Annotated in this window: 19 protein-coding genes; 8 read left to right on the top strand and 11 right to left on the bottom strand. The window is 46.7% G+C overall.

The annotated features are described in order from the left end of the window. Positions 1-11: 11 nt before the first annotated feature. Complete coding sequence (locus MHN33_RS12900; protein ID WP_239398527.1) at positions 12-290, bottom strand: HU family DNA-binding protein; 279 nt, start codon at positions 288-290, stop codon at positions 12-14. Between the two features lie 151 nt (positions 291-441). Here MHN33_RS12900 and MHN33_RS12895 point away from each other — a divergent pair, with 151 nt between their 5' ends. Next, complete coding sequence (locus MHN33_RS12895) at positions 442-1,083, top strand: CPBP family intramembrane glutamic endopeptidase (protein ID WP_239398379.1); 642 nt, start codon at positions 442-444, stop codon at positions 1,081-1,083. A gap of 50 nt (positions 1,084-1,133) precedes the next feature. Here the strand turns inward: MHN33_RS12895 and MHN33_RS12890 are convergent, their stop codons facing one another. Further along, complete coding sequence (locus tag MHN33_RS12890) at positions 1,134-2,558, bottom strand: sodium-dependent transporter (RefSeq protein WP_239398378.1); 1,425 nt, start codon at positions 2,556-2,558, stop codon at positions 1,134-1,136. A 253-nt stretch (positions 2,559-2,811) separates the two neighbouring features. Here MHN33_RS12890 and MHN33_RS12885 point away from each other — a divergent pair, with 253 nt between their 5' ends. The 5 genes from MHN33_RS12885 to MHN33_RS12865 all read left to right on the top strand — a co-directional run bounded on the left by MHN33_RS12885 (position 2,812) and on the right by MHN33_RS12865 (position 5,860). Then, a complete protein-coding gene (locus MHN33_RS12885) occupies positions 2,812-3,111 on the top strand; it encodes a YciI family protein (RefSeq protein WP_239398526.1) in 300 nt (99 codons plus the stop codon). 79 nt (positions 3,112-3,190) lie between these two features. Further along, a complete protein-coding gene (locus MHN33_RS12880; RefSeq protein ID WP_239398377.1) occupies positions 3,191-3,442 on the top strand; it encodes a PepSY domain-containing protein in 252 nt (83 codons plus the stop codon). Between the two features lie 3 nt (positions 3,443-3,445). Continuing rightward, positions 3,446-4,120 carry a response regulator transcription factor gene (locus tag MHN33_RS12875; protein ID WP_054013883.1) on the top strand — a complete coding sequence of 225 codons (675 nt, stop codon included), beginning with the start codon at positions 3,446-3,448 and terminating at the stop codon, positions 4,118-4,120. Then, on the top strand, positions 4,114-5,451 hold the full coding sequence (locus tag MHN33_RS12870) for an ATP-binding protein (RefSeq protein ID WP_239398376.1): 1,338 nt from the start codon (positions 4,114-4,116) through the stop codon (positions 5,449-5,451). The genes MHN33_RS12875 and MHN33_RS12870 overlap by 7 nt, the downstream gene beginning before the upstream one ends. Beyond that, positions 5,435-5,860: a hypothetical protein gene (locus MHN33_RS12865; protein ID WP_239398375.1), complete on the top strand. Its 426-nt coding sequence runs from the start codon at positions 5,435-5,437 to the stop codon at positions 5,858-5,860. Before MHN33_RS12870 ends, MHN33_RS12865 begins: the two co-directional genes overlap by 17 nt. 38 nt (positions 5,861-5,898) lie before the next feature. On the opposite strand, the gene MHN33_RS12860 is transcribed toward MHN33_RS12865, so the two are convergent. Next, the gene (locus MHN33_RS12860; RefSeq protein ID WP_239398374.1) at positions 5,899-6,933 is read right to left on the bottom strand and encodes an AI-2E family transporter; all 1,035 of its coding nucleotides are present in this window, start codon (positions 6,931-6,933) and stop codon (positions 5,899-5,901) included. 202 nt (positions 6,934-7,135) lie between these two features. On the opposite strand from MHN33_RS12860, the gene MHN33_RS12855 reads away from it, so the two are divergent. Further along, positions 7,136-8,032 carry a TIGR01777 family oxidoreductase gene (locus MHN33_RS12855; protein ID WP_239398373.1) on the top strand — a complete coding sequence of 299 codons (897 nt, stop codon included), beginning with the start codon at positions 7,136-7,138 and terminating at the stop codon, positions 8,030-8,032. A 48-nt stretch (positions 8,033-8,080) separates the two neighbouring features. Here MHN33_RS12855 and MHN33_RS12850 read toward each other — a convergent pair whose 3' ends face one another. The 6 genes from MHN33_RS12850 to MHN33_RS12825 form a co-directional block, all read right to left on the bottom strand. Then, positions 8,081-10,765, bottom strand: coding sequence for a DUF349 domain-containing protein (locus tag MHN33_RS12850; protein WP_239398372.1), 2,685 nt, complete (start codon positions 10,763-10,765; stop codon positions 8,081-8,083). After that, a complete protein-coding gene (locus tag MHN33_RS12845; RefSeq protein ID WP_239398371.1) occupies positions 10,755-11,036 on the bottom strand; it encodes a DUF1315 family protein in 282 nt (93 codons plus the stop codon). The genes MHN33_RS12850 and MHN33_RS12845 overlap by 11 nt, the downstream gene beginning before the upstream one ends. 2 nt (positions 11,037-11,038) lie before the next feature. Continuing rightward, the gene (locus MHN33_RS12840; RefSeq protein WP_239398370.1) at positions 11,039-11,365 is read right to left on the bottom strand and encodes a zinc ribbon domain-containing protein; all 327 of its coding nucleotides are present in this window, start codon (positions 11,363-11,365) and stop codon (positions 11,039-11,041) included. Between the two features lie 202 nt (positions 11,366-11,567). Beyond that, complete coding sequence (locus MHN33_RS12835; RefSeq protein ID WP_239398369.1) at positions 11,568-13,298, bottom strand: AGCS family amino acid carrier protein; 1,731 nt, start codon at positions 13,296-13,298, stop codon at positions 11,568-11,570. Between the two features lie 66 nt (positions 13,299-13,364). Beyond that, positions 13,365-14,492 (bottom strand): M14-type cytosolic carboxypeptidase, encoded by a 1,128-nt coding sequence (locus tag MHN33_RS12830; protein ID WP_239398525.1) that lies wholly within the window; start codon positions 14,490-14,492, stop codon positions 13,365-13,367. Between the two features lie 212 nt (positions 14,493-14,704). After that, positions 14,705-16,150, bottom strand: coding sequence for a glyceraldehyde-3-phosphate dehydrogenase (locus MHN33_RS12825; protein ID WP_239398368.1), 1,446 nt, complete (start codon positions 16,148-16,150; stop codon positions 14,705-14,707). Positions 16,151-16,483: 333 nt separating this feature from the next. On the opposite strand from MHN33_RS12825, the gene MHN33_RS12820 reads away from it, so the two are divergent. Beyond that, positions 16,484-17,290, top strand: coding sequence for a DUF2989 domain-containing protein (locus MHN33_RS12820; RefSeq protein WP_239398367.1), 807 nt, complete (start codon positions 16,484-16,486; stop codon positions 17,288-17,290). A gap of 48 nt (positions 17,291-17,338) precedes the next feature. Here the strand turns inward: MHN33_RS12820 and MHN33_RS12815 are convergent, their stop codons facing one another. Together MHN33_RS12815 and MHN33_RS12810 are read right to left on the bottom strand one after the other, a co-directional pair. Further along, complete coding sequence (locus MHN33_RS12815) at positions 17,339-17,926, bottom strand: ABC transporter substrate-binding protein (RefSeq protein ID WP_239398366.1); 588 nt, start codon at positions 17,924-17,926, stop codon at positions 17,339-17,341. A gap of 211 nt (positions 17,927-18,137) precedes the next feature. After that, positions 18,138-19,739, bottom strand: coding sequence for a GGDEF domain-containing phosphodiesterase (locus tag MHN33_RS12810; protein WP_239398365.1), 1,602 nt, complete (start codon positions 19,737-19,739; stop codon positions 18,138-18,140). Positions 19,740-19,784 lie beyond the last annotated feature (45 nt).

The raw sequence follows: 19,784 nt of genomic DNA, 5'->3' as shown, positions 1-19,784 counted from the left end.
CAACTCATATCTTACTGGTCAGCCAAAGCATCCTTAAAGGCTTTGGCTGGCTTAAACAATACCTTATTTTGCCCTTCAATCAGGATCTCTTCACCGGTTCTGGGGTTTCTCCCAGGCTTTGCCGGATGATAACTCAGCGTAAACGTGCCCATACCATTAAGCTGGACCTGATCTCCATCAGAGAGACGTTTGGTGATAAGTTTTAAAAGACTACCCAGCGCAGCCTGCGTGTCTTTCTTAGTCAATTCGCTGTGGGCCGCCATGGCCGAAACCAGTTCACTTTTATTCATCATGCATCCGTCTTTATACAACAAAGCCCGGCAGGCTAAGGAGTTCTGTCGCAAAAGTCAATCAAACAAAGTTTTCCGCGCCCTGCCATACCCGAGTTGAACAGCCTTGACTATAGTTAGGCTAACGTTGTCAGACATACCAGAGGCTACATTGAACGCAAACCAATATCGCTGGTGCGAACTATTCCTGGTGTTTTTTCTGTTACCTGTTATTGCCTATGCATTTCGTCATCAACTCGCCAATTGGTTATTTCCGGCACTGATTATACTCACAGCTGTGTGTACATATTTGTTACTGACCGATCCACACTTCAAACGTTTTCGCCTCACCAGCCTGGGGACCTTCTCAACCGTGAAGCGGCGGCTATTTTCAACCTTTTTTATTGGTGCACTGTTCTCTGCGATGTTTTATGGATTGGTTAATCAGGAAAGTTGGTTTGATATGCCGCTCAATTCCACCCGTGACTGGTTGATTCTTATGATAGCCTACCCGATTTTATCGGTACTACCGCAAGAGCTGGTTTTTCGCAGCTACTTTTTCCATCGTTACAAGCGGATCCTGCCGAAGAAAACCATCCGAGTTGTACTGAGTGCCGCCGTATTCGCACTAGCTCACTGTGTGTATGATAATTGGGTGGCAATTGCGCTTTCCTTTGCAGGAGGGTTGCTATTTGCTTATACCTACGCACACAGTCGTTCTTTGGCGGTCTGTGTGCTTGAGCATAGCCTGTGGGGGTTGTGGGTCTTCACCCTTGGGCTGGGTCAGTACCTGGATTCAGGCATTACTTTTTAATGCCCGGGCGTCACAAGAATGCGACGCCCGGGTAAGGTTTTTTAGTGCAGTTAAAAGCCAAACAGACTAAAAGAAAAGAACTTAGTCGTCACTGTATTAACAAAAATCACGGCCAAAATTACAGGAATAAAGGTTGATAATGAAAAGTTCACGTACTTTTCCATTAAGCTGCCCTTATAGTTTGGCGAACCCTGTGCCAGTTCTTCTGACAGATTGTGCTTTTTCCAACGGTACATAACGAATAAGCAAACCAATAATCCATTGAAAGGCAATATGGTCTCATAGAAAACATCCGAAACAAGCGCAAACATACTCTGGCTGGCGCCACCGTAGTTTACAAAATCAGTCAACCAGCCGACCATGCCAAACGACATGGTGCACAGTACCGTTAGTCCACCCGTTGTCAGTGCAAGCAAGCCCAACGCCTTTTTGCGGCTAATGCACTTTTCTTCCATCAGCGCAGCGGTAGGTACTTCAATAATCGATACCAAAGAGGTAATTGCAGCAAAAAACACCAACAGGAAAAACAACGCAGCAACCGCTGAAGCACCAAAATAGCCAATGTCTGATTGCAGTGCCAGTAACAATTTTGGCAGATACACAAATATCATAGACACGGACGAATCACTCAACTTGGCAGGATCTGTGTCCGGGTTGAAGCTAAAGATAGCAGGTAACACCATCAGACCGGCAATGAAGGCTACCAGAGAGTCTGTGATAGCAACCATTTTTGAACTACCTACAATGTCGTCTTTCTTAGAGATATATGAAGCATAGGTGATCAGAATACCCATCCCCAGCGACAGAGAAAAGAACGACTGGGACAAAGCACCATTGAGCACACTGGCATTCATCTTAGAGAAATCCGGCACCAGGTAATAACGTACTCCGGCCATAGCATTATCCAGCGTCAGCACGTAGGCAACCAGGCCAAGCAACAGTATAAACAGTGCCGGCATCATAAATTTAGCGGCTTTCTCAATCCCCTCTTTTACGCCACCAATCAGGATCAGGTTGACGATCAGACCAACAAACACCATGTAAATGAACATAGAATACTGGTTTACAAATGCATCAAAGTGGCCGGGATTTGCGAGCATGTCCAGATTTCCAACCACCGTTTGCACCAGGTAACCAAAAATCCACACCGTAATAACCATGTAGAACACCGCAATCATAAACGGCGTTAATACGGCGATCGCCCCCGCCAGGGACCACTTTTTATCTCCCTGCGTTAACGATTTGTAGGAACCGTAAGGATCTTTTTGTGCTTTTCGCCCCATCGCCATCTCTGCCATCATGACAGGCAGACAGATAAAGATGACAAACAGGGCATAAGTCAGCAGAAATGCACCGCCCCCATTTTTTGTTGCAGACACGGGAAACCCAACCAGGTTACCAATCCCGACTGCGGAACCCGCTGCGGCGAGGATGAATCCCAGCCGCGAGCTAAAGTGCTCACGATTTGCGCTCACAAGAACAACCTTATTATTATTTTGTAAGAATAGTCGAAGGACTCTACCAGCCATCAGCACGGCATTTCAAGTATAAACGTCTAATCCAACACCCATTGACGTAAACCTCACACCTTTGCATGCTTACACAATGCACCAATCACAAGTACATACACGACCCAGCCTCATCTCATTCATCAGTAGCGGCAGCATTTACACACGGGGCCAGTTCAGTCTATGATAGGCACAAACAACACAATAATTTTTGCACTCTATGCTTTATATGATCTATTCAACAGATGTTGAAAACTCTTTACAGAAGCGCTTAGCCGCACGTCCTGCGCACTTGGCCAGACTGAATGAACTTGCACAACAACAGCGTCTATTTGCCGCCGGTCCCCTTCCCGCTATCGACAGTCCAGAACCAGGTGACGCAGGGTTTACAGGGTCGCTGGTGATCGCCCAGTTTGATTCCCTGGCGCAAGCCGAGGCTTGGGCTGCGCAAGATCCTTATATCGCCGCAGGTGTATATGCCAATAGCATCGTCAAGCCATACAAGAAAGTGCTACCTTAGCAAGTTCAGCATGGGTTAAGTCGTTTTCCAGTAGCCTGTGCAACAAGATGTTAAGCAACCCTAACCGTGGAGCTTATAAATGCAGTTGCCAAGATGTCTTGCTTCTACGTTAATCTGCTGTTTGCTGGTTTTTCAAACCGCACAGGCCACTGAGAAGCAAGATACGATAAGCAAAAAGCAAGCAGTTAAACTTGCAACCGACCTGTACTCAGGCAAAACCCTCAAGATCTCCAAGCAAGGAGATTATTATGTGGTCAGGATTTTGCTCGATGACGGCCGGATCATAGATTTAAAAGTTCACCAGGTTACGGGCGAAGTGAAGAAGGACTAAACAATGCGAATTCTTGTAATTGAAGATGATATACAACTAGCAGAAAACCTGCGCACTGCGTTGGAAAAAGAAAAATACAGTGTTGATCTGTGCCACGATGGAGAAAATGGTCTTTTTCACTTAACTGAATATCCACTAGACTTGGCGGTCGTTGACCTTGGTCTGCCTAAACTTGATGGTATCGAACTGATCCGCCAGGCACGGGCAAAGGACATTAAATTACCTATCTTGATCCTGACTGCTCGAGACCGTTGGCAGGAAAAAGTTGAAGGACTGGATGCCGGTGCCGATGACTACCTGACTAAGCCATTTCATACCGAAGAATTAATCGCACGCTGTAATGCGCTGATCCGCAGAAGTGCAGGACAAGCCAACCCGGAGATCTGTATCGGGCCGGTTAAAATCCACACGCGCTCTCAGCAAGTATGGGTAGAAGACCGGGAACTCACCCTGACAGCTTACGAGTACAAAGTGCTCGAGTACCTAATGGTCAACCCGCATAAAGTGATCTCTAAGTCCGAATTGACGGAGCATATTTATGATCAGGACTTTGACTTGGATTCGAATGTGATTGAAGTATTCGTTCTCAGGCTCAGAAAAAAACTGGATCCAGACGGTACACTTAACCCCGTTGAAACGCTCAGAGGCAGAGGCTATAGGTTTAAAAACCAGTGGTAAATCGCGCTCAAATTTCGCTTAAGATAAGACAAGGATTTATCCTTGTCTTTGTTTTAATTGTTGCCCTGCCAGCGCTGTTTTTCTCAATTGGCCGCGCCTACTACGCCACTTTGGTAGACGCCACTGAAAAAACACTGGAAGCCCACCTTTACTCTCTCATCTCTGAAGTAGATTTTGTCACTATGGAGATGCCCAACAGTATACTGGCGCCTGAACTAAACCGCCTTAATTCCGACACCTACGCACTTATTTACCAACAAAATACCCTGGTGTGGCATTCTGAGTCCGCAATGAATCTGACCGTTACACCAGATATCTCACAAAGCAAAGCCGGTGCCGCAGAATTCGAGCGGGTTGAATACAATCAGGAACTATTCTGGCAGCTCAGCATGACCGTTATTCTTGGTAATGCCAGTCACTCACAACAGGCCAAGTTTATCTTGCTGAAGAAAAACTCTGCGTTGGTTGCACAAATGGCGCAATTTCGTAATACCCTGGTCAACTGGATGCTGGTGATGGGTGTGATGATAGCTGCGCTCATGGCGTTTGGCTTTATCTGGAGCGCCCGCCCACTACAGAGGCTGGATAAAGAAATCAAAGCGGTAGAAGCAGGCGAAATCGACAAGATCAGCGGCCTCTATCCGGTCGAACTGAATACCATCAAGGCCGACCTAAACCTACTTTTGGATTCGCAAAGGCGACAAAAAGAACGCTATCGTGCTTCACTAAGTGATCTTGCTCATGCACTGAAAACTCCGCTGGCAGTATTAAAATCCAGCCCGCTGGCAGAGAATGCCGACGCTCAGGAGCAACTTGACCGCATCAACGCCATGATCGAACATCAGTTAAAACGCGCCGCATCTGGTGCCTCGGATACCTGGAAAAAACAAACTCAGGTGCAACCTGTGGTTGACTCAATCCTCAATGCCATGACCAAGGTCTATCATGACAAACAGATCAATTTTACCGCCAGGTGTCCGGAAGAAGCTGCTTTTCTGGGGGATAAAACCGACCTAATGGAAATTTTGGGTAATTTGATCGACAATGCCTGTAAAGCCTGTAATTCACAAGTCGATATTGAAGTGAAATACAATCACAGCAAGGGCGTGCGATTTATCATCAGCGATGATGGTCCGGGGATCCCGGAACAAAACAGAAGTACCCTGCTGCAACGCGGCACGCGCCTGGACACCTATGAAAGCGGTCATGGCGTCGGCATGGCCATTGTGTCCGACCTCGTCTCTTCCTACCACGGAAGCATAGACATAGAGTACAGCCAGCTGGGTGGTGCCCAGTTTACAATAGAATTTAGTTATGAACAGAATCAATAAAACACTGTGTTTCTTATCACTGTTAACACTCAGCCTATCAGCTCAAGCTGCCAGACTGGGCTTACAACAGTGCGACCATCTCAACTCAGATCACCCCGAAAAAGCCAAACGTTACCTGATGTGTCTGGACGGTAATATTGAGTTACTTGAGCGTGAAAGAAAGACCTGGATAACGAAATTGGTTATGGATACCGAAAACCTGCAGAAAGAAACAGGCAACTCGCAGTTACTGCCTATAATTCAACGCAGCTTTATTAATCAGGAAAGATACATGGAAGATGCCTGCCGCTGGCGCTACCTCAGGCAGATGCCTAACGCTACTATGGCAGCTAAGGTATACAAGCGCTGCAAAATTGAGTTCATTAAGCAACATACTCTGGAGCTGCAAGCCGACTTCCTGGTTCAGTAAAACCACAAACGACCAAGCGGTATGAGCCAGATGAGCTATCATCTGGCGTTTTGCTGCTCTTCTCCACTTAACATCGTAGCCAGCCAGCGTCCATCTTCACTGTTCTCCAATGCAATCTTAACCACCATGGTCAGCGGCACAGATAACAGCATACCCACAGTACCCAACAACCAACCCCAGAAGATTAAGGACAGGAATACCACCAGTGTGCTAAGGCCCAAACCTCTGCCCATAAAGCGTGGTTCAATGATATTCCCCATAATGGTATTGATGCTGATGTACCCCGCTGCCACAATGGCACTGACCATAGGACTGTGTGTAACCAGTGCCAACAGTACCGGCGGCACGGCCGCAATAATTGAGCCTATGTTGGGAATATAATTAAGCAAAAAAGCAAACACGCCCCACAGCACAAAGTAATCGACTTCCAGCACCCACAAAAAGCCTGCGGCAAGTACACCCGTCGCCAGTGAGACCAGGGTTTTTATCGCCAGATAGCTATTGATCGAATCCAAAAAGCGGTCAATCTGCTTCATTTTCATATCCGGGTCATCCAGCGCAAGATGCACTTTGGTGCTAATCATCGGTGCTTCAAAGAGCATAAAGACCACAGTCAACAAGATCAAAAAGATATTCGCCATCACACCGCCAAAGCCTGCAAGCATATTGGTTGCCACATCAATCATCTTACCCGGGTCAAACAACGCGATGAGTTGCTGTTTGTCGATTAAAATATTGTACTGGGCCGCCATATCGACAAACCAGATAAACTTGCTACGCAACGCTTCTCGGTATTGAGGTAGCTGACTGGAGAAATCGTTTAATGACTGTCCAACCAGCCCTGTTAAACTCATGCCCATGAGCATAACCAACATAATGATCAGTACAATTGCCAGTCCTTTTGGGATGCGATAATTTGCAAAAAACTTTAAAAGTGGATTACAAATAATAGCGATAAAGGCTGCTAAAACAAAAGGGACAACTATTTCGTTGGCCAGTTTTATTCCGGCTAAAACAATGAACAATGACGCAATAACGACTAGACTTTTAGTGATCCCAGACAATGAAGACACAACTTTTCCTTACAATAACTTTGCGAAACCGGTCAGAATACCGGGGTATGGCATCGGGCAGCCACCATCAGCGCATCTACTGAATACATGCCCATCGGCTTCATTGTAACGGAAATTTGCATCAAAGCACGCAGAACGAACAAATTGATCGACAATACAATACGCTGAGTATAAACACTAAATTATTTAAAATGGATTATACATGAAGGTATTAATTACAGGTGCAACCGGACTCATCGGGTCAGAGTTGTGTAAGTTTCTTATCAATAAGCACAAAATTGTTGCGTTAACACGCAACATTTCAAAAGCCGGACGTCTGTTGGACAGCAAAATTGAAGCCATAGATACTCTGGAACAGGTCAACTTCAATGACCTGGATGTGATTATAAATCTGGCGGGCGAGCCCATTGCAGACAAACGCTGGACCGAGAAACAAAAGGCACGCATTATGGATAGCCGCATTGCACTAACAGAAGCATTAAGTGCACGAATCCGTGACTGCGATACACCGCCGCACACCTTCATTTCAGGCAGTGCCATTGGTTACTATGGCCGACAGCCCGCAACCGTTAAAGTCGGAGAAGATTTTAACGACCCTTATCCGGAGTTTAGTCACCATCTGTGTAAAGACTGGGAAGCGAAAGCAAATTCAGCCCGCAGTGAACAAACCCGGGTATGTATCGTTAGAACTGGCGTGGTGTTATCCAGACAAGGAGGCGCACTGAAAAAAATGCTGCCAGCCTTTCAGTTCGGCATGGGTGGCCCGATGGCCAGTGGTAAACAAATGATGTCGTGGATCCACATCGACGATATGGTGCAGCTACTGCTGTTTCTGATCAAGCATCAGGACTTATCCGGCGTGTTTAACGCCACCGCACCGGCCCCTGTGTCTAACAAGGAATTTGCCGAGCGGCTGGCGCTGACGTTGAGGCGTCCCGCCATGTTGACGATGCCAGAGTTTGTCCTGAAGGCCCTGTTCGGCGAGATGTCAGAGTTACTTATTTATGGTCAGCGCGTACTACCCCGGCGTGCACTCAAAGCGAACTATCGATTTCGTTATCCTAATCTCGACGAAGCGCTTCAGCAGTTATTTCACTAGTGGGAACATTAAAAAAGCGCCTTGCGGCGCTTTTTCTGACTTATACAGTTACGCGGTTAACACCTTAATCAGGCGCTCCTGGTCAACCTGATCGTTGTCATTAACCACTTGCGACAGATAACAATTCAGATAGTACTCCAGCGTTTGCGCGCCGCCCTGAAGTTTCGCTTCAAGCAGGGCCACTTGCTGTGCCATTCTTTCCTGCTGCAAGGCTTGCGGAGAGTCATTGTTCGTCATCACTTCAAGACGTAATAACAACTGCTCAGCAGCAAGTCCTGAGCCATTACCGGTTAGCCAGCAACCCGGTGGTGTATCACCTGCACGCACCGCCTCTACCAGCTCATTAAACTTTTCGCGACTCTGGGCTGAAAAAAGCTCATTAAGCTTCGCTTCAACTTGCTCCAGTAATTGCTGTTTGGTCTTTTTCAGTGTACCGAGCACATCCGTAGCAAGCACCGCCTCTTTCACGGTTAACAGCTCTGACTGCGTTTTCGCATCGATCATTTGGCTGTCCAGCTCAGCTAACAACTGACGCTGCTGTGTCTCTTGCGCCTGGGCCTGCTCACGCTCGGCGTTTTGTTGTTCCTGACGCTTACCAAACACCGCGTCATTGTGCTTTCTGAACTCCTGCCACAGTGTGTGTTCCTGCTTGGTGCCGGCAAAGCCAATTTCCTGCCAACGCTTTTGCAGATTTTTCAGCGTGTCACAAGCTTGTACAACGTCTTCAAGTTCTAGTTGAGCCTGCGCTTCATGCACCAGTTTCTGCTTCAATTGTGCATTGGCCTGGTGGCGAGATTTCACCTGCTCATTGACCTGCGTGTAGGCAGTACGATAACGAGCGTTAAGTGCCTGATAAGTCGCAGCATCCAGGCTGCCGGCACCACGCCATTGCTTATTAATACGGTTGAACGTCCCCTCTACCTGACGCCATTGAGGCTCAGCAACTTGTGTCTGGTTCATCAGCTCAGTCATTTGTTCAACCAGTGCCTCGCGCTGCTCAATGATTTTCTTACGCTGTGCATCTTGCTCTGCAAAGTACGCACGGCAGGGCGCAAATAATAGCTCGATTTTCTCATCAAACTGCGTTGCCTGTGCTTTTTCTTCTTCGCTTTCAACACGCCCCAGCTCGTTCCAGCGTACGCGTAATAGCTTTACCTGCGCCGCACGGGCTTTAGGGTCGACCTCTTGCTCTGTCAGCATCTCATCAAGCTGTTGCATCAATTCAGCGCGTTTTGGCTGAGAGGCATATTTTTGCCAGTCTTTTAATTCCTTGAGTGCCTCACTCAAAGCGCTGTGCTGTTTTGCCAGATGCTGTTTGTACCCTTCGCTCAGCAGCTCATAACTTTCGATAAAGCCATTGAACACACCAAAAGCCACATTAAACCGCCCCTGATCCAGCAATCGCTGCACATCTCTTGCTTTTTTACGCGCTTCTTTGAGGTGCTTTTCCTGCCCATCAACCAGTGGCTTCATGGTTTGATTAAACTCGTTGCTGGCTTCTTTAAGCAGCTCCGAAGCCTGCTTTTTCAGCGCAACAGGTAATCGACGCTGTTGCATGTGAGCATGCTGATAGGCCTGTTTTTGCTGCGCCATAACGGTATCGAACTGCTCCAAGTCTTCGCTAGGTGCAACTTCAGAAAGTGCTTTTAGCGCCGAATCAAACTGCTCTTTTGCACTGACCAGTTCGGGCAGGCTTTCAAGCGCGTTGGCACTGTCACGTAATTTGCTCAACAAGGCTTTCAGCGCAGGCTCTGCCTGATACTGCGAGGCCTCAATTCGGCTCTGCAGCTCAGACAGCTGTGCGTGTAAAGCCTCCTGAGCCGACAGATTTAAGGCCTCAACTGCACTCGACAGCGCCTGTTCCAGCGCTTCACATCCGGCCTCAAACTCACTGATCGCGGTCGCTTTGGCCGCAGCCTGCTCGGCCTGTTGTTGTGCCTGCTCAAACGCCTGCTGCAACGTATCACGATGCTTGTTCAGTTTTGTCGTGATGGTCGCAAATTTTTCCTGGTTGATTTGCTGCGCTTCTTCACTCAGCCACTGCACTTCCAGCGCCTGCCATTGCGCCACCAAGGCATCAGACTGACTAGCAACTAGCAGATAATCCTGTTTGTCACGCAGTGCATTGAGTTTGGCCAAAATCAGTTTGGCCTCCTGAGTGACCTGTGCCGGCATAACCTGGCTAAGACGCTGCTGCTCCAGCGTTTGCTCAAGCATTGTACGCGCTTCACCAGAAGCGGCTTTAAGCACTGCCTTTTCCAACTGATACTGTGCGATCAGGGGCAATAACGCGACTTGTAATGGCTCGTCACCCTCTTTAAACGCCTTCTCGATCAGTTTGGCATTGGCAAGACGCTTTAATAATTTGACCTTTTGCTCGTTGGTAACATCGCTAAACGCAACTTTTTCAAGGGTCTTGGCCGGTGCGTAACGGTCAATATATTCATCGCGGATCGCCTGGCTCAGCGATCCTGAACCCGATAATACCGCCTGAGAGATGTGCTGCTCGGCCAGTTCTTTGAGTTCCTGATCCTGTTTATATACCTTCCACCACACACTCAGGTCATTAATTTTATCCAGTACTTTCTTCCTGATCTGACTTGAGTCGTCTTCCAATGCCAGGGTCAGTAATACTTCGGCATCTTTGCTTGTGTCCAGCTTGTCTACAGCGGCTAATCGCACCTGCGTTTTAGGGTGCTTCCATTTAGGGGTAAAAAGGTTTTTAAAGATCATTTTCACTAAACCTGGCTATTTCATTTTCTGCTTTAAATTCTTGTTGCAATTCACGCTTTGATTTTTGCACCATTTCGCCCTGCTCATTAATGGTGAACTGCTCTGTACTTTTGGCGACTTTTGCTTGGTATAACATCACCAGCTGAACGGTTTGCTCTTTTTGTGTGGTGCTCAACTCGGTACCATCCGGCCAGCGTCCAGTCGCTGCGCCATACTGTAATCGCTCATAAAGTTCCGGCGTTATATTTTTAACTAAACTGTCTATATTCATGTTCACTTTTTCTTTTTCAGTACCACTAAAATCACTCGGTTGACCAGATACCAGACCAGGCCGACACCAATTGCGCCTTTGGCAGCCAACATTTCCCATGTTCCTTCTACCGGCTGCTGCCAGTAGAGGTATAAGAACCCACCCAGAAACAAGATCAGCGCCAAAAATGAATAGTTCATAATCGTTTGCTGTTTCTTTATTCGTCTGCGAACGGTTTCTCTGTGTAGCGATTCCTCATCCATATTCGCAACGTCAAAATGACAATGTGGGCAGGTTTTGTGCTTAGAAGAAATGGGCTTGTTACAACTAGGGCATTGGGCAATTGCCATACTCGAGTGACTCCTAACGAAAAACTAGCATTTACACGCCGGCCATCTTTAGAGTGTTAATACCTGTGTGCTTATTATCACTTTCATTACGCATAAGCCAATTGACTATGCAAGTGAAAATAAGCCCCTGCGGTAAGACTGCTTCTTAAAGAGTAAGACCAAAAAATAAGGCGCCATGTGGCGCCCTATTCTACTTGGTTTATTAAGGTTTGTCTTTTTGGAAATGCATTGAATTGTCTTTTTGTACCTCAGTACTTCCTTCAGACTGCTTCTGCTCTTTATCGAACTTGTCCCAATACTCGTCAACTGAGTCTTTCATTTCTTTACGCAGCAACATGATCCCGAACAGATTTGGTAATGTCATGACTACGATACCTACCGCTGCCAGTTTCCAAATCAGAGTTGTGTCTGCAAACGAAGCCCAGAAGAAGCCCGCCACATAAAACACCCGATAAGGCATAACTGAACGAGAACCAAGCAAATAGGTCATAGCACGGTCACCGTAATATGACCAGGCAATCGCAGTAGAGAATGCAAACAGAAGCAGACCAATCGACACGATATACTGGCCATTTTCCCCAAAGAACCCGCGAGTAAATGCTTTGGTTGTCAGCTCGGCAGAGTGCACCAGAGACTTGCCTTTGATGCTGATACTGTTATCGACCAGCATGCCCTTATCAACTTCAACAGTCCCGGTATAACGATGTTTTGCCGTGATACCAAAACGGATATCTTCACCAATTGAGCGCGAGTGGATCACCGTAAAGTCTTTATTGACCGCAACGCCCTCAACAACGCGGATGTTGCCACTGTATGCCTCAACGCTATGCCCATCGATGCCATTGAGGTATTTGTATAACTCTTCGCGATCACTGTCACTCGATTCAACATAATTGCCATGCACTATCGTCATTGACGAGCGCTCAAAAGTTGTTTCGAATTTTTCAGTCCAGACACCCGATGACAAGATAACCAAGCCTGTCAGTGTACAGATCACTATGGTATCGATGAAAGGTTCCAGAATAGATACCATCCCTTCAGACACAGGTTCATCCGCTTTGGCTGACGCGTGTGCAATCGGTGCAGACCCCTGACCTGCTTCATTCGAGAACAAGCCACGGTTTACACCCCGGTTGAAGGCATAGGCAAACGACGCCCCAAGGAAGCCACCGACCGCTGCAGAGCCACTGAATGCATTTGTAAACACAGCTGCAAAAGACGGAATAATGTTTTCAGCGTTATACAAAATAACCGCCAAAGCACCAATGATATAAATGGCTGCCATCAGAGGCACAACCCGGGATGTAATCGCTGCAATACGCTTGATACCACCAAGAATAACCAAGGCAAGTAGAATAGACAGTACAGCGCCGGTAACCATAGGCTCAATGTTGAAAGTGGCTTCCATCCCCTGCGCAATGTTGTTTATCTGCGGCAGGCTACCAGTACCGAATGAGCTGATCACAGTTGCTATCGCAAACAATACTGCAAGCCATTTCATGTTAAGACGACGATCCATATAGTACATAGGGCCACCCGCCATTGTGCCGTCTTCCGCTTTAGTACGGTACTTGTGAGATAAGGTTACCTCTACGAACTTAGTGGTCATACCAAAAAATGCGGTCATCCACATCCAGAACAAGGCTGCCGGACCACCAATTGAAATGGCTAAAGCAACACCACCAATATTACCTGTCCCGACTGTCCCTGACAGTGCAGTCGACAGTGCCTGGAAATGTGTGGTATCCCCCTCGTGGCTTTTTTTGTCGTATTTACCGGTGACAATTTTGCAGGCATGCTTGAAATACCGGATCTGTGGGAATTTTAAATACAGTGTAAAAAACAGGCCCACTCCAAGTAATACATAAGGGAACCACCAGGAGCCCCCTAACAAGGCATCCAGACTATCCAGAAAACTTCCTAACGCGTCCACGACTCTTCCTCTTTTTCGTTGTTATTATATGCGACAGGCAACCGAAGAGGTTGCCTGTGACGATGATTATCTCAGATTGTCCACCACGTTCACGATGGCGGCTAAAGTATCCTGACCAAACTGATATGAACGTCGGTCAGACCAGCCATAATACGGATCAGGTAAATTTGCATTGTCTTTAAATGGCATCTCGATGGTGTATGCCAGTGCTTTGAAGGCTTCGCCCACTGCACAAGATGCCACAGTCAGGTTCGCCTGACCCGGCGCGTCTTTAGGATAACCAAACTCGTCCTGAAACTCCGGCGTGATGGTCAACAAGGCCTGTTTAAATTGCTCTTCCAGCGAGGCCAGACGTTCATCATAGCTGGGAATACCTTCACTGCCAGCAACGAAGTTATATGGCAATGCCTCATCACCATGGATATCAAGATACAAGTCTAAGCCAGTCTCATGCATTTTCTTCAATACATGATAGACTTCTGGCGAGTTTTCAAGCGAAGGGGTTTGCCATTCACGATTCAGGTTCACACCTTTTGCGTTAGTACGCAGGTGACCGCGTACACTGCCATCCGGGTTCATATTAGGTACAATATAGAATACAGCTTTTGACAACAGAGCGGCAGCATGCGGATCTTCATCGTCCAGCAGTTTGTGTAACAGGCCTTCTACAAACCACTCTGCCATCGTCTCACCAGGGTGTTGACGCGCGGTGATCCAGATCTTTTTCTTTTCATCGCCCGGCTCGCCGACACACAACAAGCTGATATCGCGGCCATCTAAGGTTTCACCCAGGGTCTCAACCCGGCATGCATCATGGCTTTGTGCCCGATATACCAGATCCAAATGACGCTCGTAGCTGTACGGTGCAAAGTAGGCAAAATAGGTGTGGTGGCACTCAGGTTCAAAATCGATCACTAACTGACCATCCTGATAAGTACTGGGTACCCGGAACCAGGTTTGTCTGTCATAAGATGCAACCGCCTGGTAATCATCCCACCCTTCTGGATAGGCCGAGTTTTGCAGGTTATTAATATGAAGTTTATGTTCTACAAATGGCGTCGATTCAAGGCGAAAGTGAAACCATTGAAAAAATTCGGAGCCGTTGTCGCGGTTAATTTCCAGCTGAATGTCTAGTGGATTCTCAGCGGACATTACTTTGATATTGCCGCTGTCAAAATTACTGGTGATCTTCATCATATACCCTAAATAAAAAAACCATCTCACTGCGCCAGATGTAATGTGCAAAACGCTTAGCAGCGCAGCACACAGTCAAGGAATTTTGTTTTAACCTTGATGTTTTTTGTTAGTGATTTGTAGCAATAAATCAGCTGCAAGCCTAACACACCTGGTGCGAGACAAAAACAAAAAAAGCCAGCAATCGCTGGCTTTTTTAGACAAACCGTGAATTAACGCGGCAGGCTTGGGAATTGTACCTCAGCCATGTCACGCATTACGCGAACAACCTGACAGCTGTAACCAAATTCATTATCGTACCATACATAAAGTACAACACGATCACCGTCAACGATGGTTGCTTGCGAGTCAACCACACCGGCATAGCGGCTGCCAACCAGGTCGGTTGATACAATTTCAGTCGACGCAGTGTAGTCAATTTGATCGCGAAGCTCTGAATGCAGTGACGTTTCGCGCAGGAATTCGTTTAATTCTTCTGCCGTTGTTTCTGCCTTCAGGTTCAGATTCAAAATAGCCATAGATACGTTTGGCGTAGGAACACGGATAGCGTTGCCCGTTAATTTACCCGCCAACTCTGGCAATGCTTTTGCAACGGCTTTGGCTGCACCCGTAGAGGTAATAACCATGTTCAGAGCCGCACTGCGACCACGACGCTCTGCTTTGTGGTAGTTGTCGATCAGGTTCTGGTCATTGGTGTATGAGTGAACCGTTTCAACGTGACCGTTTTTGATGCCGAACTTGTCGTTCAGCGCTTTCAGTACAGGTGTTATAGCGTTAGTAGTACAGCTTGCTGCAGACACAATTTTATCTTCAGACAGAATGTCTGCGTTGTTAACACCGTATACCACGTTCTTGATATCACCTTTTGCAGGTGCAGTCAGAAGTACTTTCGACGCACCTTTAGATTGCAGGTGTTTACCCAGACCGTCTTCGTCTTTCCACACGCCCGTGTTATCAACAACCAGTGCATTTTCAATACCGTACTGAGTGTAATCCACTTCTTCCGGAGAATTTGCATAGATAATCTGAATGTAGTTACCGTTTGCTTTAATGGCACCTTTTTCGTGATCAACGGTGATAGAGCCGTTGAAAGGACCATGAATTGAGTCGCGACGTAGCAAGCTTGCGCGCTTCTCAAGGTCACCATCGCGACCACCACGCACAACAATCGCACGCAGACGCAAATCGGCATGAGAACCACCACGCTCTATCAACAAGCGCGCCAGTAAACGGCCAATACGACCAAAACCATACAGTACTACATCACGAGGGGCCGGACGATTACCTGTATTCAGTAGCTCAGCAAGTTCAGCATTGAGGTACTCCTCGATTGAACGGCCTTCACCTGCGTTTTTATAAATGTAGGCATACGCCAGTTTACCTAAGTCAACACGGCCCGGAGCCAGTTCCATTTTGCTGATAACTTCTAAGAAAGGGAAGCTCTCGCGCAGACGCAGTTTCGTGTCTTCAAATCGTGCGACTGTTTTATGGGCTTTAATAACATCGATAGTGCTGGTGTTTACAAGAGGGCGGCCATAAACCGCAATTTCTACACCCAGGTTACGATACAGACGACCAATGATAGGTTGCATGCTTTCTGCGTAATCTTGACGTTCTTGCCAGCTGTTTTGATATTCTTGCTCGTGAGATAAGGTCATTTTTTCTGCCTAATAAACAATTTTTGAACGGATAGCCTATCCGGGCCTGATGTATTGCATAATTTGAGAGTCAACAGGCCCCAAGGCAGCGACATTTTAATTTAAATAGCCATGATTCTCCACCATTTACTGACAATTGTTGCTGTAAAATTAACTGCACAGTAAAACTCAAGTCAGATCCACCCATTTTCGACCCGATCAGAGAATAAATTCAGTGCGAACCTGTCAGGCTTGTGATCCCTTGCTACACTTGACGTAAATAAGGGGTGTCCAGAATTGTCGAAATTGGTACTATTACGCAAGCGACAACAAAGACTTGGAGTATAGATAACAATGAGGTGGTGGCTAATATCAAGCCTGTGTATTACATCAGTGCTGCTCAGTGGCTGTGATGACACAGTCACACTGAGCAAGATCTGCGCAGATACCCCTGGGTTTTGTGAAGATCTCAACAAAGACAGTCATTGTAAGGAGGAGCGTGCAGCCGTTATTTTTTCACGTTTTAGCGAATACAAAACGCCCACCGATGACAACAAGTACACACTATTGAAAAACTTTGAACAATATAACCAGTGTGTGTCACTGGCTGCACAAATTGAACATATCAAACTAAAAGAAAAAACCACGTCTCGGGTTGAAGGTCATCTTACCAGCCTGAAAGAAATGACTCGCATCTATCAGGACACGATTAATACCGAGCATCCGGGCTTACTCTACTATCACTGGTCCAGACGCAACAATCGTATGGCTCTCAATAAATTACTCAATATGCAGGATCAGGAAAATGTCAAAAGTGACAGCGAGATCCAGCTGTTTCTGGCAACCTTTTATGCGAAAATTGATGACGACAAAACCATAGATATTCTGTACCGTGTTTTGGAGCTCAATAAGGCAGATGAAATCCCAGATCCAGAGGTATTTGCCAGCCTGGTCAGCATATTTTATAAACAGCAAAAATATAAGCACGCCTATATATTTGCCAAAGTAGCACAGCTATCAGGCTTTGAGGATATTGATATTCTGCCGGTTGAGCATAAACTTTCAGCCAGCGGCAAAGATCTGGACTCTCTGGATACCCTGGCTGCAAAAACCTGGGAAGAAATTAACAATGGTGAATTTCTTTCCCCGAGAAACTTCTGACGACGGGCCTACTTGTCAACACAAGGCAGCCTTTGCAAGCTGCCTTGTTTAGCTCTTGGCTTTTAGCTCAGCAGTCACCTGCGTCAACCCGACTTCAGAGATCCGCACCGAAATTTCTTTTTGCTTGGCACTGAGCAATGAAATGCCCTCGGCAACCAAGTCGTAAACCCGCCACTGTCCTTTGGTACTTTTACGAAATTTAAAATGAATGTCGATATCCGGACCCGAAGGCTGCTTAACTACAGCCTTCACCGTGGCATATTTGCTATTTTTGTCTGTGGGTAAAGCTTCAAAAGTCACTTGCTGACCTTTATATTGCATCAACGCACTGGCATAACTGACTTCCAGGTAATGTTCAACAGCCGAGATAAACGCCAAGGCCTGCGGCTTAGTCAGCCCCTTTATGTGTTTGCCCAATAGCTTATAAGATACAAATCGTATATCAATATGCGACATCAGATGTGTCTTGACTAACTTGCGCATTTCTACAGGGCTGGCATTACCGTCCTGATTGATTTGCCTGATATCCGCAAATAACGTTTCGCCAACCTCATTAGCGAGTTCCAGTGGAGGCTTAGAAGCCAAGGTCAGTGATGAAAACAGCAGTAGAAAAAGTCCGACAAATAATTTGTTCACGCTCGTTCCTCGATACTTGGATAAATTGACGTCCTGGTCCTGCAGTGGCGAAATGCTCAGAGTTGCAGGTGTGTGACGCATAATATAGCGCCAAAGTCATCGCGAGTGTGTGAAAAAGTGTATGAAAATATAACAAGTTCAGCGGCACGTCAGTTTAGCTAAAATTGGCATTATGGGTGCATTCACTTTTCCGGCAGGAAAACATGCCTGATCAACGCTTGAGTACTTTTTTGACCATTCTGTGGGAATCCATCCATTGCTTGGCACTGTCACGCTCCAGTGCTTCACTGATGTAATACCCTTGCAAGTAATGGCACCCCTTTGCATTGAGGTAAGCGGCTGTTTTGCTATCCTCCACCCCTTCTGCAACCACAGAACACCCCAGCCTGTTAGCCAAATAGATGGTCGTTTCGACGATTGCCTGATCTTTCTCACTATCCAGACAGGCTGTAATAAATGAACGGTCAATTTTAATCTGAGAAATAGGCAACTCTCTGAGCATTGAAAATGACGAAAACCCGGTCCCAAAGTCATCTATGCTGACAGCGAACCCCATGTCAATTAAAACACCTATCATATATCTGGCCTGGGCAACATCAAGCATGACCATACTCTCTGTTAATTCAAACACAATTCGACTCGGCTGGATATTGTATTTAGTCTGAAGCTCGACAAGTTGATTAACCAAATAGCGGCCCTGAAAGTCCTGACTCGACAAGTTAATATGTACCGTTACGCCAGGCTCGATGGCCAAAAAGTCATGCAGGTCTGCAAATACCTGCTCTATGACAAAAGCGCTAACCTGTTTGATATAGTTGTTTTTTTCTGCAATGGGAATGAATGTCATGGGGCTGATAAATGCACCTGTCATATCGCGCCACCGCAGTAAGGCCTCCAGCCCGTGTACTTCGTTGTTATGGCCACATACCAGAGGCTGGTAAAATACCTTCAACTGATTAGCATTCAGTGCCCTTTTCAGAGCAGAGAACAGTGCAAATTCAGCTTCCACGCCATCATGTAAGGCCTGATCAAAGATCACCAAGCTCTGCCTGCTGTGCTTAGCCGCATACATTGCAATGTCTGCGTGTTTTAGCAACTCAGTAACTGAGGGGGGGTCTTCAGGAAAAAAGACACGTGCTCCCGCACTATAGTACACATCAACATGAATGTCTTCGATCACCAGTCCATCGTTAAAAGTTTTAAGCAAGCCATTGTTGAGCGCAAACAACTCAGTTTCACTGGCCGCGTCGGTCACCACCACAAACTCATCACCACCCATTCGATATACCCGACCGCCGCGAGCAATGAATGAACGCATTTTGGCTGCAAAAGCAATCAGTACTTTATCGCCAAAGAAATGACCGAGTGCATCATTAACTTGCTTGAAATTATTGATATCCATGAGTAAAACACTAAATACCTGGCCCCGTGAAATACAGTGTTCAATATGATTGATACACTCCTGTCGATTTTCAAGCTGGGTTAGAGAATCGTGACGCGCCTGATGGCGTTCACTCTGCGCAACATCCTTTAACAACTGCAAACTAGAACGACTGAGTTTAACGACCACAATCACAAACACGGCCCCCAGCATCAGTATCACTGACAGCCCCAGCACCAAAGGAGCGCTGTTTGCAGTGCGATAAACCTGATAGGCAAAAGCCAGGTAACCACAGATAAAAAATAAGATCAGCGCCAATAGCACATGCCAGCCTCGGTTCTGTGCAATTCGGCAGATCTGCAACGCAGGTCTTAATGCCAGTAGCAGCAGCAAGAACCCAATCATGATGAAGCTTAAACTCAGGCTTTCCACATGTATCACATTCAGACATACTAAAATGTAATCAGTATAGTGAAG

The organism is Pseudoalteromonas sp. OOF1S-7, from assembly GCF_022347765.1.
Lineage (GTDB): Bacteria > Pseudomonadota > Gammaproteobacteria > Enterobacterales > Alteromonadaceae > Pseudoalteromonas.
Note: the sequence above shows the minus strand (reverse complement) of the source record. Positions and strands in the feature narration are given on the sequence as shown.